The 16,489-nt window shown below is 41.6% G+C and carries 18 protein-coding genes; 4 read left to right on the forward strand and 14 right to left on the reverse strand.

The genetic code is table 11. The annotated features are described in order from the left end of the window. Nucleotides 1-156 precede the first annotated feature (156 nt). From ytpR to ACQKFO_RS19805, 5 genes are all read right to left on the reverse strand, one after another. Nucleotides 157-762, reverse strand: coding sequence for a YtpR family tRNA-binding protein (gene ytpR / locus ACQKFO_RS19785; RefSeq protein ID WP_427600520.1), 606 nt, complete (start codon nt 760-762; stop codon nt 157-159). Continuing rightward, complete coding sequence (locus tag ACQKFO_RS19790; RefSeq protein WP_427600521.1) at nt 762-1,571, reverse strand: DUF1444 domain-containing protein; 810 nt, start codon at nt 1,569-1,571, stop codon at nt 762-764. The genes ytpR and ACQKFO_RS19790 overlap by 1 nt, the downstream gene beginning before the upstream one ends. A gap of 167 nt (nt 1,572-1,738) precedes the next feature. Next, the gene (locus tag ACQKFO_RS19795; protein WP_427600522.1) at nt 1,739-2,056 is read right to left on the reverse strand and encodes a thioredoxin family protein; all 318 of its coding nucleotides are present in this window, start codon (nt 2,054-2,056) and stop codon (nt 1,739-1,741) included. 1 nt (nt 2,057) lies between these two features. Further along, entirely contained in the window at nt 2,058-3,089 is a 1,032-nt protein-coding gene (locus ACQKFO_RS19800) for a PTS transporter subunit IIC (RefSeq protein WP_427600523.1), read from the reverse strand. A gap of 185 nt (nt 3,090-3,274) precedes the next feature. Beyond that, the gene (locus ACQKFO_RS19805) at nt 3,275-3,781 is read right to left on the reverse strand and encodes a hypothetical protein (protein WP_427600524.1); all 507 of its coding nucleotides are present in this window, start codon (nt 3,779-3,781) and stop codon (nt 3,275-3,277) included. Between the two features lie 172 nt (nt 3,782-3,953). Here ACQKFO_RS19805 and ACQKFO_RS19810 point away from each other — a divergent pair, with 172 nt between their 5' ends. Both ACQKFO_RS19810 and ACQKFO_RS19815 read left to right on the forward strand, forming a co-directional pair. After that, nucleotides 3,954-4,400, forward strand: a complete 447-nt coding sequence (locus ACQKFO_RS19810) for a YtoQ family protein (RefSeq protein WP_427600525.1) — start codon at nt 3,954-3,956, stop codon at nt 4,398-4,400. A 209-nt stretch (nt 4,401-4,609) separates the two neighbouring features. Further along, nucleotides 4,610-6,103, forward strand: a complete 1,494-nt coding sequence (locus ACQKFO_RS19815) for a peptide MFS transporter (protein WP_427600526.1) — start codon at nt 4,610-4,612, stop codon at nt 6,101-6,103. A 77-nt stretch (nt 6,104-6,180) separates the two neighbouring features. Here ACQKFO_RS19815 and ACQKFO_RS19820 read toward each other — a convergent pair whose 3' ends face one another. From ACQKFO_RS19820 to ACQKFO_RS19830, 3 genes are all read right to left on the reverse strand, one after another. Next, nucleotides 6,181-6,417, reverse strand: a complete 237-nt coding sequence (locus tag ACQKFO_RS19820; protein ID WP_427600527.1) for a hypothetical protein — start codon at nt 6,415-6,417, stop codon at nt 6,181-6,183. A gap of 139 nt (nt 6,418-6,556) precedes the next feature. Next, nucleotides 6,557-7,087 (reverse strand): DUF84 family protein, encoded by a 531-nt coding sequence (locus ACQKFO_RS19825; RefSeq protein WP_427600528.1) that lies wholly within the window; start codon nt 7,085-7,087, stop codon nt 6,557-6,559. Between the two features lie 114 nt (nt 7,088-7,201). Then, nucleotides 7,202-8,275 (reverse strand): M42 family metallopeptidase, encoded by a 1,074-nt coding sequence (locus ACQKFO_RS19830; protein WP_427600529.1) that lies wholly within the window; start codon nt 8,273-8,275, stop codon nt 7,202-7,204. A 235-nt stretch (nt 8,276-8,510) separates the two neighbouring features. Between ACQKFO_RS19830 and ACQKFO_RS19835 the strand changes: the two genes are divergently transcribed. After that, a complete protein-coding gene (locus tag ACQKFO_RS19835) occupies nt 8,511-8,825 on the forward strand; it encodes a hypothetical protein (protein ID WP_427600530.1) in 315 nt (104 codons plus the stop codon). A gap of 69 nt (nt 8,826-8,894) precedes the next feature. Here the strand turns inward: ACQKFO_RS19835 and ACQKFO_RS19840 are convergent, their stop codons facing one another. Beyond that, nucleotides 8,895-9,737, reverse strand: coding sequence for a YtnP family quorum-quenching lactonase (locus ACQKFO_RS19840; RefSeq protein ID WP_427600531.1), 843 nt, complete (start codon nt 9,735-9,737; stop codon nt 8,895-8,897). A 519-nt stretch (nt 9,738-10,256) separates the two neighbouring features. Beyond that, a complete protein-coding gene (gene trmB / locus ACQKFO_RS19845; protein ID WP_427600532.1) occupies nt 10,257-10,901 on the reverse strand; it encodes a tRNA (guanosine(46)-N7)-methyltransferase TrmB in 645 nt (214 codons plus the stop codon). Between the two features lie 260 nt (nt 10,902-11,161). Between trmB and ACQKFO_RS19850 the strand changes: the two genes are divergently transcribed. Then, the gene (locus tag ACQKFO_RS19850; RefSeq protein WP_427600533.1) at nt 11,162-11,440 is read left to right on the forward strand and encodes a YtzH-like family protein; all 279 of its coding nucleotides are present in this window, start codon (nt 11,162-11,164) and stop codon (nt 11,438-11,440) included. Between the two features lie 4 nt (nt 11,441-11,444). On the opposite strand, the gene ACQKFO_RS19855 is transcribed toward ACQKFO_RS19850, so the two are convergent. The 4 genes from ACQKFO_RS19855 to ACQKFO_RS19870 all read right to left on the reverse strand — a co-directional run bounded on the left by ACQKFO_RS19855 (nt 11,445) and on the right by ACQKFO_RS19870 (nt 16,470). Beyond that, nucleotides 11,445-12,218: a phosphotransferase family protein gene (locus ACQKFO_RS19855; protein ID WP_148970986.1), complete on the reverse strand. Its 774-nt coding sequence runs from the start codon at nt 12,216-12,218 to the stop codon at nt 11,445-11,447. A 195-nt stretch (nt 12,219-12,413) separates the two neighbouring features. Continuing rightward, nucleotides 12,414-14,558: a type I pullulanase gene (pulA, locus tag ACQKFO_RS19860; protein ID WP_427600534.1), complete on the reverse strand. Its 2,145-nt coding sequence runs from the start codon at nt 14,556-14,558 to the stop codon at nt 12,414-12,416. Next, nucleotides 14,552-15,505, reverse strand: coding sequence for a diacylglycerol/lipid kinase family protein (locus ACQKFO_RS19865; RefSeq protein ID WP_427600535.1), 954 nt, complete (start codon nt 15,503-15,505; stop codon nt 14,552-14,554). Before ACQKFO_RS19865 ends, pulA begins: the two co-directional genes overlap by 7 nt. Further along, nucleotides 15,502-16,470 (reverse strand): nuclease-related domain-containing protein, encoded by a 969-nt coding sequence (locus tag ACQKFO_RS19870; RefSeq protein WP_427600536.1) that lies wholly within the window; start codon nt 16,468-16,470, stop codon nt 15,502-15,504. Before ACQKFO_RS19870 ends, ACQKFO_RS19865 begins: the two co-directional genes overlap by 4 nt. Nucleotides 16,471-16,489: the final 19 nt, after the last annotated feature.

The raw sequence follows: 16,489 nt of genomic DNA on the forward strand, positions 1-16,489 counted from the left end.
AACTTATGAAAGATCCCGTCACGTCTCAGTACTCAGTGAGAAAATCTTATTGAAATACTCTATGAACAAGTTTCTAAAAGTTTTCAATCATACGACCTCTAACATAAATAAAAACAAAAATACCTGAGCCCATACTCCGGACTCAGGTATACATTTTTAAGCTGTGAATGGTTGACCAACTTGGTAAGTATCTTCAAGAACGAGGATCCCTTTTTCTTGAGGAGCATCTGGAAGTGCCAGTTCTTTGGCAGAACAAATCATGCCTGATGATGCCACACCGCGAAGCTCTGCATCCTTGATGACCATTCCGCTTGGCATGACAGCGCCAACTTTCGCGACAACGACTTTTTGTCCTTTGTCAACGTTAGGTGCACCACACACGATCTGCAGGGTTTCATCCCCAACATCCACTGTACAAATGTTCAATTTATCTGCATTTGGATGCTTTTCTTTTTCAGACACATACCCCACCACGAACTTGGGTGAAAAGTCTGCTTCCAACACTTCATCGAAACCGTTCTTCTTGATGGCTTCATTGATCAATTGGAGCTTCTCTTCATTCATTTCGACAGGTCCCACTTCACTTAAATCCATATACTTTGATGCATGGAATAGGTTATACCCAAGTGTTTTCCCTGTTTTCTCATCAAACAAACGTGCAGCATCTTCTTTTCTTTCGTGAAGAACCTCTCCCTCAAACCTTGGATGCATTGTAACGATCAGGGTATCACCAATACCTTCTAAGTTATAAAATACGTTCATTATTTCTTCTCCCTTTCCTTTTTGCGATTTTTTGCCAGAATGAAGATCGGCTCCAGTTCTCCTTCTTCGTACACAAAGGATAGTGCCGTAATCGGAACATTTCCTGTCGTAAAGAAGCTCATCGTCAGTTGGGCAAGAACATCATAGCCCGTTTCATTGCGAATATCCCCGATGACCAAAACATCCTGATGAGGTACGGATACAGTCATTTCCCCTTGAACATCCTTGCTTACCTGCTTTAAGAAAGCATCATTCAAAATACGACTTGCATCATATCCATCATTATTATTTAGAAAATAGAAGATGTTTCCTGCAACTTCATCTTTCTTCATTTCAGTTGGTAAGCTTCTGACATTGAATAAGGCGGTCTCCTTCATTTGCTCGTGAGACCATCCTTCAGCCTTTAGCATATTTTCATCCAATAGGCGGTAGGTTTTCCCCAGGTCAACAGCATAATAAATACGCGTTTCAGCAGTATGATCATCTGTAACGAGGGCAACCCCTTCATTGGATTCTGTGGCAAAAGAAGTGGAACGGATCACTGGAAACACTTTTTTCTCTTTATTCCCAAGATCTGCTCCGGTCCCCATTACGTTTAAAGCTTCTTCCACGTAATAAACCACTTCATCGATAATGGACTTATTATTTTCTTTCCACTTGGATACAATCGGTGGCAGGGCGACGGTAATGCCTTTTTTCGTATCGGTGTTCTCAATTCTAAGTGAATCCTTATCTCGATCATATGTAAACGTACGATTCGGTTTCTCTAATCGTTCCTGGAGTATACCTTTTAGCTTTTTAATGTCCAAATCTGATCCTCCTTTGGTGGTACTATTATAATAGAAAGTATCGATCCATTGCTGATGCATTCACTTATAACATTTTACATCAAATTGCTTAGAATACAAAAGGAACCTGTTTTATTTCAAGCAAAAAGAAAAGGGATCCCAAAATAAGGTGATCCCTTTTCATCCTATTATGAAGATAATGTGTTCATGAAGTTCTCGATTTGTTCTTTTGTTTTACGGTCCTTATTAACAAATCGTCCAAGTTCACGACCGTCTCCGTATGCCAGAAAGCTAGGAATTCCGAAGATATCCAATTCAATGCACAGATCAATGAATTGATCCCGATCTACGTATAGGAAAGTGTACTCTGAGTATTGGTTCTCAATTTCCGGGAGGATCGGCTCGATGATTCTGCAGTCCGGACACCAGTCCGCTGAAAACATAAATACATGCTTGCCACTTTCTTTCAACTGATGAAACTCTTCCACTGATTCAAGTTTACGCATTTTATTTGCCCCCTGTTTCAATCGTCATTTGATTAGGTTTAATCCAACCTAGTTTACGCATATATTCAGATATTAACAGGCTTATGAATGCAGGTCCAACAAAATGCAACAGAAGGATTCTCAATGTTACATCCCAAGTAAATCCCATCGTTTTAAATGTCATGATTTGACCGACGAATCCGCTGGTTCCCATTCCGGCTCCCGCAGCATTGTTTTCCATCAGCCAAATCGTGGTTCCGATGGGTGCCAATATCATGCCCGCAACGGTGGGAGGAATGAGAATGCGGGGATTTCTGACGATATTAGGCACTTGAAGCATGGACGTACCTATTCCCTGAGCCAATAATCCACCTACTTTATTCTCACGGTAACTGATGACAGCGAATCCTACCATTTGAGCAGCACATCCAATCGTTGCGGCTCCGGCAGCGACTCCATTCAATTCAAGCATAAGGGCAATGGCTGCGCTTGATATCGGGGCTGTCAAAGCAAGACCCATGAGGGCAGCAACCAGAATCCCCATTATAATCGGACGTTGCTCAGTCGCCCAGCTGATCCAGCTGCCAAACATGCTCATAAATTCGGCAATTCCAGGTCCAATAAAGTAAGCGATCGTAAACCCTGAGAAGATGGTGACGAATGGAGTGACAATGATATCGACTTTCGTAGTTTTACTGACTAGCTTACCTATTTCCGTTGAAATGACCGCTGCTACATAAGCTCCCGCCGGTCCACCCAAACTTGCACCTGCCGCTCCCGTAACAACCGCAGCAAACAGGACAAGTGGAGGCGCCCCAAGACCAAAGGCAATGGCTACCCCGATCGCAGGACCCATCAAGCTGATCGCAAGGCCGCCCATCTCAATGAAAAATTCACTTAGACCAGGGGAAAGTGGAAGCTGTTCCCCGATCGTCTTAATGATTAATCCGATGATCAACGAACTGAATAACCCTAATGCCATATAACTTAACGCATCTATGAAATAAACCTTTGCAGATAATGTAATGCCTTTTCTCTTTAAGAATTCCCTCACTTGTTTTCTCTCCTCTGTGTTAACCTTCTTCCTTTTACTAGTGTAAAGACACTTGTTTGTTTTGTCCATATATTTTACCTTTACTCGGCAATCAATTTCCTTTTATTTTCCTTTTATTAATATATGCATATTCACGTATAAAAAAAAAAAACGATTTTCCACCTAAGTGGAAAATCGTTCTATTGTTATGATTTATGTTTAACTGAAGCTGCCATTTTCATCATCATTTCTGCATGATCTGCCAGATCATCTAATTCCGCTTGTGTCGTTACCTTTGTTCCACCCACTCCAACAATAAGTTCGTATTTTTCTGTATCGGGCACTTCCTTAATGACATAGTATCCTAAGCGATTGTTTTCTTTAAAAGTCCCATGTTTCAAGAGATTTTCATTGTCACTAATGGCCATTTTATATAGAAGTTCACTATCCTTATTTTCTTGAGGGTTTGTGAAAAGTATAAAAGTATCAGAGCTTTTTGAAATAATGATATTATTGGGCGATTCTTTTTCTATTTTGGCTCCAAATGGAAGATAAAAATTAATGTTTCCAGCCTCTTCTTTAGCTGCTTCATTTGAACTTAATGTGTTCTCCACCACTTTGGCTGTTTCTTCTTTTTCTTGATCGATCGTCGTGTTGCATCCGGCTAAAATAAGCACAAGAATAAAGAAAATGACTGTCTGTTTGATTTTCATCCTATACTTATCCTCCCTTTCATGCTTAGGACCTACGCTTATGATACCCTCACAAAGTCCCATTGACAACCCTTCCAATAAGAAATCCTGCCTTTTTAATGGGAAAACAGGTTATTTTTAACTTACATCGGGTATTTATGATAAAATGACTAAAAACAGGAAGGTGAAATACATGGAATTCATAGTATATCTGGCAGGGGAAATACATAGTTCCTGGAGAAACGAGCTTAAAGAGAAAGCAGAAGAGCTTCGTCTCCCTCTATCTTTCGTCGGTCCAATGGAAAATCACGAACGTTCCGATGCAATCGGGGAAGAAATTCTTGGTGAACAACCTAATAAAATACTTCGAGATGAGGCCGCTTCGAGTATTAACAATCTTCGAACAGAGTTACTGATGAAAAAGGCCGATGTGGTGATTGCCCTGTTTGGAGAAAAATATAAACAGTGGAATACTGCAATGGATGCGAGCACCGCCATCACACTTGGAAAGCCACTGATTCTTATTCGTCCTGAAGAACTTCATCATCCCTTAAAAGAACTTTCAAACAAGTCAAATGTCACCGTCACAAACATAGATCAGGCGATCAAGGCGTTATCATACGTTTTTGAAACAGAATAAAATCATGAAAATACGCATGCCGTCCTATTTTGACGGCATGCGTATTTTTTATATTCATTACAAAACTCCCGTAACTTTTTTACTATTTCAAAATAACTTAATATTGGCAATCTAAAGACATTTTATGTTATTATTAACAATTTATAAACTTTTTTTGACTTTATGAAAATATTAAAATATTATAGTAAAAGAATAAGGGAGGTAGTAACATGTCATCAATGAATAAACAGAAAATTGTGGATAGTGTCCCTCAAAAAGGTTTCTTTGGACATCCGAAGGGATTATTCACTTTATTCTTCACAGAATTTTGGGAGCGCTTTTCCTATTACGGAATGCGTGCCATCCTCGTATTCTACATGTACTATGAGGTTTCAAAAGGCGGTCTGGGCCTAGAGCAAAACACAGCTTTAGCAATCATGTCGATTTATGGTTCACTTGTATATATGTCCGGGGTTATCGGAGGCTGGTTGGCAGATAGAATATTCGGAACTTCGAAAGCCGTCTTCTACGGTGGAATATTCATCATGTTTGGTCATATTGCTTTATCATTTCCAGGAAGCTTAGCCATGTTCTTTGTTTCGATGGTATTGATCGTTGTCGGAACAGGTTTATTAAAGCCGAATGTTTCAACTGTTGTCGGTGAAATGTACAGCGAAAGTGACACTCGCCGCGATGCAGCTTTCAGTATTTTCTATATGGGTATCAACCTGGGTGCATTCATTGCTCCACTAATTGTCGGTAAACTTATGGAAACAAAAGGGTTCCATTGGGGATTTGCGGTTGCAGCCATCGGAATGTTCTTAGGTCTTGTCGTATTCATGGCAACAAAGAAAAAGAATCTTGGTCTTGCCGGTACCTATGTTCCAAACCCGCTTGCACCAGCTGAGAAGAAGAAATATGGTTTAATTGCAGGATTAGTTGTTGTTGGTCTTGCCATCATTTTAGGTATTACAATTCCTGCAGGATTATTTACATTAAACGTATTCATTAATTTGGTAGGTATCTTCGGTATCGTCGTTCCAACTATTTACTTTATAGTGATGTACTATAGTCCGAAAACAACACAAACTGAACGCTCAAGAGTCATCGCTTATATTCCATTATTTATCGCAGCGGTTATGTTCTGGGCGATTCAAGAACAGGGATCAACCATCCTTGCAGTATACGCAGATAAGCGAACTGAGCTTGAATTCATGGGAATCAGCATTTCCCCAGCCTGGTTCCAATCGTTAAACCCGTTGTTCATCATTCTATTAGCTCCAGTATTTGCTTGGATGTGGGTGAAACTTGGTGATCGTCAACCATCGATTCCGAAGAAGTTTTCATTCGGTCTATTGTTTGCCGGTTTATCATTCTTAGTGATTCTATTACCTGCATACTTCGGAGGGGAAGATTCACTGGTAAGTCCTTTATGGTTAGTGCTTAGCTATTTGATTGTTGTACTTGGTGAGCTATGCTTGTCACCAGTCGGTCTTTCTGCCACAACCAAATTAGCTCCGGAAGCCTTCTCTGCTCAAACGATGAGTCTTTGGTTCTTAGCTTCAGCTGCTGCACAGGCGTTGAATGCACAACTTGTCCGTTTCTACACACCAGAAACAGAAACACTGTACTTCGGGGCAATCGGAGGTATGGCAATCGTATTGAGTATCGCTCTATTCCTGCTTTCACCTAAGATTCAGGAATATATGAAAGGTGTAAAATAATTGATAAAACCCTCTGGATGTTTTCAGAGGGTTTTTTATATCTCTCAATGTATGTGAAGTATAAGAAGAACTCCGTTTCAAAACGGAGTTCCACTCTGCCTATTAGAATAAGCCACAGCCACATCTTCTTTTACGTCTTCTTCTACGGTTGTCTTCAGCTCCCAAGACATTGTCATCTCTTCTTCTGCGGCATCCTCTACGATCATCATCATCTCTACGGTCACATCTTCTTCTGTCACCAAAAAGCAACTTATCCCAATCACAACACCTTCTGTCATCACGACGGTCATCACGACGACCCCCAACTCGGTCATTACAATAATGGCATCCCATAAATTCTTACCTCCTTAGAAAGAATTTATCAGATAAAATATAGTCTGATATACTCCATCCTATGAATAACAGGTAGATTTGGTATGGGCCAAGTACCCTCTAAGGGCAAAAGTCTATCGATTATTTGTCCTGCTCTTTGTTTCTCAACTGCCACTGACCTATTAATAGCTGAACCACGTGCAGAAACATGGCCTCTCTCGTGATGAGTCCATTTGTAAACACACCCACTGCGCCCACTTTTTTTCTTATCCCGGAGGTTTGAGTATACTCATCCATCAAGGGCCCCAGCTCTTCCCCCGCCTTTAACCGACTGCTGATTTCTTTAGGAAGGGGGATTCTGGCACCTCCACCAAGGATTTCGTTACCGCTCCGATCCACGAGTGCCCCCCAGTTACACACAAACATTCCGTAAAGTGATTCCGTCACTCCTCCTTCAAGACCTATCCCAATATCGCTATTAGTTGCCCTCAATATGTTCTTGGCACGATTTAACGCACCTTCGATGGTCTCTTGATCAGAAATTGGCTGCTCACCTACATTTGATTCTGTTTTGAAACATTCGAACTCTACATCCTCATAGAGTTCCTTAAAAGCCTTTTGAATGGCTTGTACCTTTGCGGGATTTGTCGTTCCAATTGCTATTTTCAACAAATTGATACCTCATTTCTATGGGAGATTCACTCCCTTTTTATCTCTATAAAAAGACTGTCTCAAGAAGTTCATAAATGAGACAGTCTTTTTAGTATATTTTTTTAACAACGTGAATTATCCGTTTGATTTAATGGATTCAATTGTGGAACGGTCACACTGCTTCACTAATTTGACAATCAGTTCTTTCGCAGCAGCATAATCGTCTACATGGATCATGGATGCATGTGTGTGAATATATCTTGAACAGATACCAACAACGGCACTCGGAACCCCTTCATTTGACATATGTACTCTTCCGGCATCTGTTCCGCCTTGGGAAACGAAATATTGATAAGGAATGTCATTTGATTCAGCAGTATCAAGAACGAATTCCCTGATTCCTCTGTGAGTAACCATTGAACGATCAAGAATGCGAAGGAGAGCACCTTTCCCTAATTGGCCAAATTCATTTTTGTCCCCTGACATATCATTTGCCGGACTCGCATCGAGGGCAAAGAAAATATCAGGATTAATCATATTGGCTGCTGTCTGGGCACCACGTAATCCTACCTCCTCCTGAACCGTCGCTCCGGAGTATAGAGTGTTTGGAAGTGTCACTCCTTGCAGCTCTTTTAGCAGTTCAATGGACAATCCGCATCCATAACGGTTATCCCAGGCCTTCGCAAGTATTTTTTTCTCATTCGCCATTGGTGTAAACGGACAAATCGGTACGATCTGCTGTCCTGGTTTAATCCCTATTTCCAGTGCATTGTCCCGATCATCAGCACCGATATCAATAAGCATATTCTTGATCTCCATCGGCTTTCTACGCTGTTCTTCTCCGAGCAGGTGAGGAGGGATGCTTCCGATCACACCCGTAATCGGGCCATTATCCGTGATGATTTGAACACGCTGGGCAAGCATAACCTGACTCCACCAGCCTCCAAGGGTTTGAAAACGAAGCATTCCATTATCCGTAACAGACGTGACCATAAACCCTACTTCATCCATGTGACCTGCAACCATCACAACGGGATCCTGATCATTGCCTTTTTTCACTCCAAACACCCCTCCGAGGCGATCCTGGACAATGTCATCTGAGTATTGAGACAATTGTTCTTTCATAAATTTACGAACTGCATGCTCATTACCGGGTGCTCCCGGCAATTCAGTCAATGTTTTAAAAAGTTCCAACGTATCTTGTTTCATGTCATATGCCCCTTTTATATAAAATCTACTTTATGTATAATCTTATTTTACAGAACTTTCGAACGTCTTACCACCAATTGAGAAGAAAAGGAGTTCTCTTTTTTATTATTTCTTTGATAGAATGTACCTATAGATGGAAAATAATCGAGAATTACCGGGGAGTTAGTGGGAAGAGCATGCTATCCCTTGCTTTTAAGAGAAACATCAAATACTCATTGCCTGTGGAGGGAATAAAATGAACTGGAAATCTTTCATGATCGGAATCGGAATCGGAGCAGTAGGCGGATATTTTCTTAAAGAAAAATTGGATGATTCAAACATGGTTTCTGCCGAAAAAGTATTAAGGGACGTAAAACTTTCATTTAAAAAAGAGGGGGACATAGATGGCTCCTGGATCGGTATGAAGCCCGAAGACTATCAGAAGCACTCGGTAACAACGAAAGTCTATAAAGGCGGGGTATCCAGAAGAAAAGACGGTGAACTGGAGCAATATGAGTTTTTAGCAGATGCGTATACGGGCACTGTTGTGGACGTGTATCCTTTAGCTTAAAAAAACTGACCTCTTCATAACGAAGGATGATCCCAAAAAGCCTTGGGACCATCCTTTTTCTATACATTACTATTTTCCCCTCAGTAAGTGATCAACGATTTCTCCATCTCTATTCCACTTGATCCCTCTATAAACCGCATCATGATAGAATAGGAACCAGTACTCTCCTTCAATCGCTTGATTGATCCACTTGTCTTTAGCATCGATGGACGTCATCGGATAGTCGTCGTAAGCCAGTACCCAAAGTGGATTTTTGTGCGCGTGAGTAGGCATGATATCCGCCATATGAATGAACTTCTCCCCGTTATGCTCTAAGAGGATAATGGAATGACCATTACTGTGACCTCCTGTATGCACCATCTTAATTCCAGGAAGTACTTCCTTTTCTTCTTCGAACGTTTCCACTTGGGATTGAATGCTTTCCCAATTTTCTTTCCAGTATGTATTGCGGGAGCGCACATTCGGATTTCTCATTTCATCCCATTCCACTTGGGAGGTGTAAATGGTTGCATTCGGGAATACAGGAACAAGCGTATCGCCCTCATATTTTGTTAAACCGCAAGCGTGATCGAAATGCATGTGAGTCATCAACACCACATCAATGTCATCTGGTTTCAAGCCCAGTGCTTCCAGGGATGTCTCGATATGGGACTCTTCATGCACGCCATAGTTGCGTTTCTGTTTATCATTCAACTTCCCTTTACCGATACCCGATTCAATTAATACTTTCTTTCCTTCCCATTCGAAAAAGAGCGGATCTGTACGCAATTCGATTTGATTCAAGTCATTCACGGCATATTTTTTTGACCAAAGGGGCTTTGGGACCACTCCGAACATAGCTCCCCCATCCATGTGAGTGACTCCTCCATTCAGCCAATAGATCGATATATCTCCAACCTTCAACGTTTCCATTTTGACTCCTCCTTTGTTCATTCCCTTTTATTTTATCAGAATTTATGGACAACTTATAGGTCGATGCTCGGGTCGTCCTCAAACGATCATGAAAATATAAAGCTCTTTTTGTAAAGATTGTTGCTGTTTCATAGTGTAGGAACAAAACGTGGACCGTTCCTTTCCGCTCCAGGCACTTGCTTTCCGCGGGGAGGAAGTCGAGCCTCCTCGGGCTTTGCCCTGCGGGGTCTCGACCTTTCCTCTATTACCCGCAGGAGTCAAGTGCCTTCCGCTACAATCCACTCTGTGGTTCTAAATTTTGACTGCCTAATGACGGATAGAATAAAAAAATCCTATTGTAGCACAAAATTAACCTCATTATGATAGGTCAAAAATCAGTTATTAGTCATATGTTTATCGTGATTACTCACAGAGTCATTTAATTTACTTTTAATCAAATGAAATTAAACAACAATCTTTACGAAAAGAGCCAACTATAAAAAAAGCCCTGCGAGATCGCAAGGCTGCTTTAGGAGTGAATTATTGATTTTGATATTGTGCTTCGACCCGGTAGATTCTTTGGCCTTTGGCTGAAAATTTCTCTTCATATTCAGTCATGATATTTCCTTCAAAATCGCTGTTATGAAGATCAAGACTCAAGAAGTTCAGATGCAGACCATACCATGAGAAGCTCTTTAATGAGTACTCGAATAAGCCTTGATTATCTGTCTTAAAGTGGATTTCCCCGCCTTTGATCAGTACATCTTCATATAGCTTCAGAAAATCTTTATAAGTCAGTCGACGTTTTTCATGTCGGTTTTTCGGCCATGGATCAGAGAAGTTCAAGTACACTCTGCTTACTTCTACTGAGGCGAAGTATTCAGTCAGGTTCTTTGCATCGACATTTAACAGCTTGACGTTTGGAAGCTCAGCCTCTATTAAACGATCAAGAGCTGTTACAATGACGCTTTCATATAACTCGATTCCAATATAATTAACGTCCGGATTGGCTCTGGCCATTTCCGTGACAAATTGACCTTTTCCAGTTCCTACCTCGATGTGGATAGGATTGTCATTGCCAAATTCTTTATTCCATTGACCTTTTATCTCCTGGGGTTCTGCCACAACATACTGTGGATGGTCACTGATTTTCTCAGAAGCCCACGGTTTATTACGTAAACGCATGTAGACACCTCTTTTTTTATTATCGAAAAAAACATACCACGACTATCCGTCCTGTGCAAGAGCCAAAATAGAGCCAATCCAGCTTCATATCTGCCGGATGGTATAACCGCTTCAGGTCCGTCCCTCAAAAAACGCGCATAATTGAAAAAGGAATTCACACACTATTAGTGAATTCCTTTTTCGGGTCTGGTCATTTTGAGGGGCTGAAAAAGTACGTGTTTCTTTAAATCTTTGCAGACGAAAATGAAAGGGTGTACTCTATGCCTTTAAATTCACAGAATCAAATGCAGTTATTATCAGATATTTTAAGCAATCACAGTACGGATTGCTGCGGTTCGGTTTCTGAATGTGAGCAGGTTGAACGATTGGTGAAGTCATTAATGGTTAACGCTGATATTCACGAAAACGTAAAGCCTGTCCTGCAGGAAATTTATCAGTATAGTCAAAGCGGGAAATCCTCAGCTGACTTATCGAACCATATTACGTCCAATCAAGAAAACTTGTCTCAATGGGTCACTGATATGAACAGCTACTCTTAATAGATCAGATGACTTTATGCAGATATTCAATCCAGTGATTCATTTCGTGAAATCGGGCTTTTCCTTTATGCCACTGAATGGATAATATCGTTTGCGCGACCACATACCATTTCATTCTCAGCTTTAAGTTATCGGTTAACTCAACACCATATTGGGTTAGCCAGCTCTCCCATTGGTCTTCAGGGATATACCAGTACAATAATAGACCTACGTCAAAGGCAGGGTCCGCGATCATCGCCCCGTCCCAATCGATCAAATACAACTGGTTGTAATCAGACAGCAGCCAGTTGTTATGATTGACATCACCGTGACAGACTACATATTCTTCCTGATGAACTTCCAAGAGCTCTTTTTGAAGAAATAACAGCGCCTCTCTAATAACAGGCAATGAAAGAAGATCGAATTCCAAGCCTGTCTCCACTTCCGTGAGCATATGCTCCGGCTGAAACGGCTCTTTTCCCAACCGCTCAAGCATGGTTGAAAGCGGCTTTGAGGAATGAATCTTGTTAAGCAGCCTTGCCACCCGTTCATCCTTCATCTCTTCCGGCTTTAATTCTCTCCCATTTAACCAGTGTTGTGCCGTTATGACATCCCCGTTTTCTAGTCTTTTCGTCCAAACTAGCTTGGGTACGATTCCTTCTGCAGACAATACAGCCACAAAAGGAGAGGAATTGCGTTTCAGAAATAACCTTTGCTCTTGGTACTGAGCAAAGAACGCTTCTCCAGTAGCACCGCCTGCGGGGACTATTTCCCAATCTTGGTCAAATAAGTGTTCCAATATATTCACCTTCTATTGGTCCTTTGTCATGTTTATATGTTCAATTACGTTAATTACGTTAATATATGAATTCATTCACTACATCAAAAAAGTCTTATAAAATAAAAAAGACAGCTATTGGGCAATACAATCAATAGCCATCTGTTTAAGATTTTATCGTCATCTTGCGTTTTCGTCAAGCACTGGAATGAACTGTTACCTTACAAACACATAGGAAGAGACAGGTTCAAGAGTTATGGTTGGCTCTTCTACACCATAAAGACCGCTTACATTTGCCCTGTTTCCGTCTGACAAACAAATCCAATCTTTTCCTTCCGGGAGGGAATACTGACACTTTTTCGAATCTGAATGGAAGACCATGAAGATATCGTTCCATGGACCATACGGGTGGACATTTCGATAGCGGACCACAACGAGATTTTCAATACTATGTGAGACTTCCACATGTTCCCGGATCAGGCTGCTCTTTTGAAACCGGAAGGCACCGTGACTTTTACGGATTTGAATCAGAGCTTTCACATATTGAACCACATCATCGAATTCTTCTCTTCTCGTCCAGTCCAATTGATTAATTTCCACAGGAGAATTGTAGCTGTTTTCAATTCCCTTTTTCGTTCTGTAAAATTCCTGTCCTGCATGAATAAAAGGAATCCCTTGGGATAACAACACCATCGTGGTCGCTAATTTATGGCGATTCATAAGGGTTTCTTCATCTTCATTTAAACAAGCTTTCATTTTATCCCAAAGGGTGTGATTATCATGGGACTCCACATAGTTGACGGATTGAGTCGGCTCTTTGAAGAGTCCTCTTTCCCCATTTTTCATCCCGACGCTTCCTGTCAAGACGAGTTCCACCTTTTGTTCCAAGTGACCGTGACCAAGGGCAAACCCTTTGTCATATAAGTTAAACGTACTTCCTTTAATGGTGTCCCTGAACCAGTCATTGAATTGACCGATCCCTTGAAGCTGATGGGCGTTACGCAGGTTGGCTTTTTGATGGGGGGGCAGGGGTGTATTCAGATCCCAGCCTTCTCCTATGATAATCGCTCCCGGTAAAACCTTATCCACTTCTTCACGGATTGTCGTCATAGTCTTACTATCTAGGATCCCCATTAGATCAAAACGGAAGCCGTCAACACCGTACTCTTGTATCCAATAAAGTATCGAATCAACGATGAACTTTCTAGCCATCAGGCGTTCGGAAGCAAAATCATTTCCCACTCCCGTCCCGTTTGATGGTAAGCCATTTTCATCGTGACGGAAGAAATAACCGGGAACAAGCTTTTCAAAAGATGAATTCTCCCGAATGAACACGTGGTTGTACACCACATCCAGTATGACCCTGATATTTTCTTCATGAAGGCTATGAATTACGCTTTTCAGTTCATTGATCCGTTCATAGGGATCTTCAGGTTTTAAGCTGTAGCTCCCTTCCGGCGCGTTAAAAAACAAAGGATTGTATCCCCAATTGTAGCTTTTATCGGAAGGGTGATCCGTCACCCCATCGAAATCATTTACTGGAAGCAGTTCGACATGGGTAATGCCCAGCTCCTTTAAATACTGAATTCCACTACTGAATCCTTTCGGGGTAGAAGTCCCTTTTTCTGTGAAAGCACGATATTTCCCTGCGAATTTCATGCCGCTTTCTTTTTGTGCTGAGAAATCACGGACATTCAATTCATAAATCACAGCATCTGCAGGTGAAGATAATGGTGCCAAGGAAGAAGGTCCCTCAATTCGTCCAAGGTTCACAACACATCCCCACTCACTGTCGTAGGAAACCGATTTAGCATATGGATCGATCAGTTCATCCCAAACCAGGTTGATACAAGTTAGGATTGTATAATAATAGCGATCTACATCGCTATTCACCTTACATTCCCATACGCCTTTCTCAACTCTCGCGAATGGGTACTGGATTTCTTCATCATCGGGGGATTTCAGCTTAAGTCTTACCTCTGTTGCCGTCGGAGACCATACTTTAAACACGGTGCACCCCTCTTGGTATGTAACACCAAGGTCATCCCCGTCGTAATAATAGCGTTGATCAAACTCTTCTGTCCTTATGACCGCTCCGATTTGCAGGTCTGTCTTTGTGTTATGCTCATCGACAACTTCATAGACTTCACCCAGGACAACCTTCTCACTCTGGATCGTCGTGACATATTTCATCGCATCATTGAGGGGAATCTTTTCTTCAATGTGAAGAGCAATTTTTTCACTGCCTTTTATGAGAGAGAAGTGACTGGAATTCCCATCATGATAATCGTATGGAAGAATCAATGTAACCGTATTGAACGTATCTAAAAACGCATCGTAATGCCTACTAATGACTAACACTTCTGCCACCCACTTCTGTTTAACATTTTCCAACTTAATGGAAGAACATGCACCTTCAATTCATTCCCCTTCTTGAGTTCTTCAATTGTGTCTCCGTCTGCGTGCACTGGTACATCCTGACTCGATCGGATGGTCATCCTTGTTCCCGTACACGTGCTGACTTCGTTGAAAGCCGTATGTTTTCCGAAGAAGACAGATAGAAATACCAGGAGTAATTTCCACCTCGATAACCCATGGACAAGGGTCATATCGATAGATCCATCATCAGGACAAGCCTGTGGGGCGATCTTCATTCCTCCACCAAAAAAAGGCTGATTCGAAACTGTCACAAACCATACCTTGTGAAACACCCGCTCTTTTCCATCAACATCTATCGAAAGGGAAAACGGTCTATACGTAAACGCTTCCTTACAAAGGAGGATAGGATAGATCAGTTGTCCAAGGGACCATTTGTTCAACCACTTTTTAAAGGATGAACGATTGGCCTTACGGGCAATTTCCGCATCAAATCCTATCCCTATATTATTCACGAAAGACCCATTTGGTCCGCTGCTCATGGTAAATTGACCTGAATCCAGGGTCACGATGTCCTCTTTTTTTATAGCTTCCTTTATTAAGGTATATGCTTGTTTTTTATTGTTAGGCCAATTATAGCCCCTTGCAAAATCATTACCGCTTCCTGATGGAATATACCCTATAACGACCTTGTCAAAACCGATTGCTCCACTCACCACAGAGTTCATGGTCCCATCACCACCTACTCCCACTACCAGGAGCCAGTCGTCTGGAGATTGATTGACAACATTTGAAACAATCTTCTTCACGTCACCGGGGTGGCCGGTCAAAAAAATCTCATGTGGAATATCGATGGTTTGACTAAATTGATTCCACGAAGATAAGGAGTGATGATTCTTTGCTGAAGGATTCACGATAAAAATCGTCTTCATTGTTGATTCTCATCTGACCCAACGGCATGTTCTCCCCACTGAAGCCTCTTGAATGAAGTAGTTTGGCAATACTCCATGATGGCTTGTGCCGCTTTCAGCTGGACACTCTTGATCGGAGAAGAGCTTGAGCGCTGCTGCTGGAACCATTCGTTGTGAAGCCGCTTGTCAAGAAATTGAATGCCCATAGGGGCCAGTGGGTAATCTATGTATCCATTTCTGCTTATCACGCCTTTATGAATCGGAAGATCCACACCAGCATATTGAATGATTTGATGGAGTATTCCCTCCATCCTTCTCAGGCCGATTAGAGGATTTAATACCTTCGTCTCTTCATCTCCCCATTTTTTTAACCAGAAACGTTCTCCAGAACCGATGTAGGCAGTTCCCTCTTCAAATTCGAGAAAGGTCAAGCACCAGATCCCTGTTGGGGTGATAAGAATGGTTTCGAGTTCTACAGGGGCATGTTTGATTTTTAATACCGGGTTGTACAACACGAATATATTATCTGGAAAACGCTGAAGCAGGTAGCGTAATCGTTCGTCATAATGATAGCTGTTGTCTACATAGGATTTCTCCATGATCGTGGAGCTTGCCCATCTCAACTGAAAATCAAATATAAGGTCCAGGAAGGAAACCTTCAATTCTTCCTCCGTAGAGATATCATGGTGTGAATCCATTTCAAATGCAAGTTCTTCATCATTTGCCTGAATGGAGCTTGATAGCTCCTCTTCTTCATCTTCTTTCTTCTTAAACAGTGAAAAGAGCTTCTCCTTCATGGAGTTCCTTTCCTGTTCTTTTTCTTCCTCCTTCATGATCGGGGAGGCTGCTGGGAGTTCACCATTTTCCCAATATTGTTTCATTTTTTCCCATTGCTGCTTTTTTAATCGGACAAATTGGGAAGGATATCTATATAAATCCGTTTCGTACCTGGAAACGTAATCTTGAAGTTTAATCAGCTGTGCCATATGGATCGATCCTTTCATG

Source organism: Rossellomorea sp. NPDC071047 (genome assembly GCF_050270195.1).
In the GTDB taxonomy this organism is placed as follows: domain Bacteria; phylum Bacillota; class Bacilli; order Bacillales; family Bacillaceae_B; genus Rossellomorea.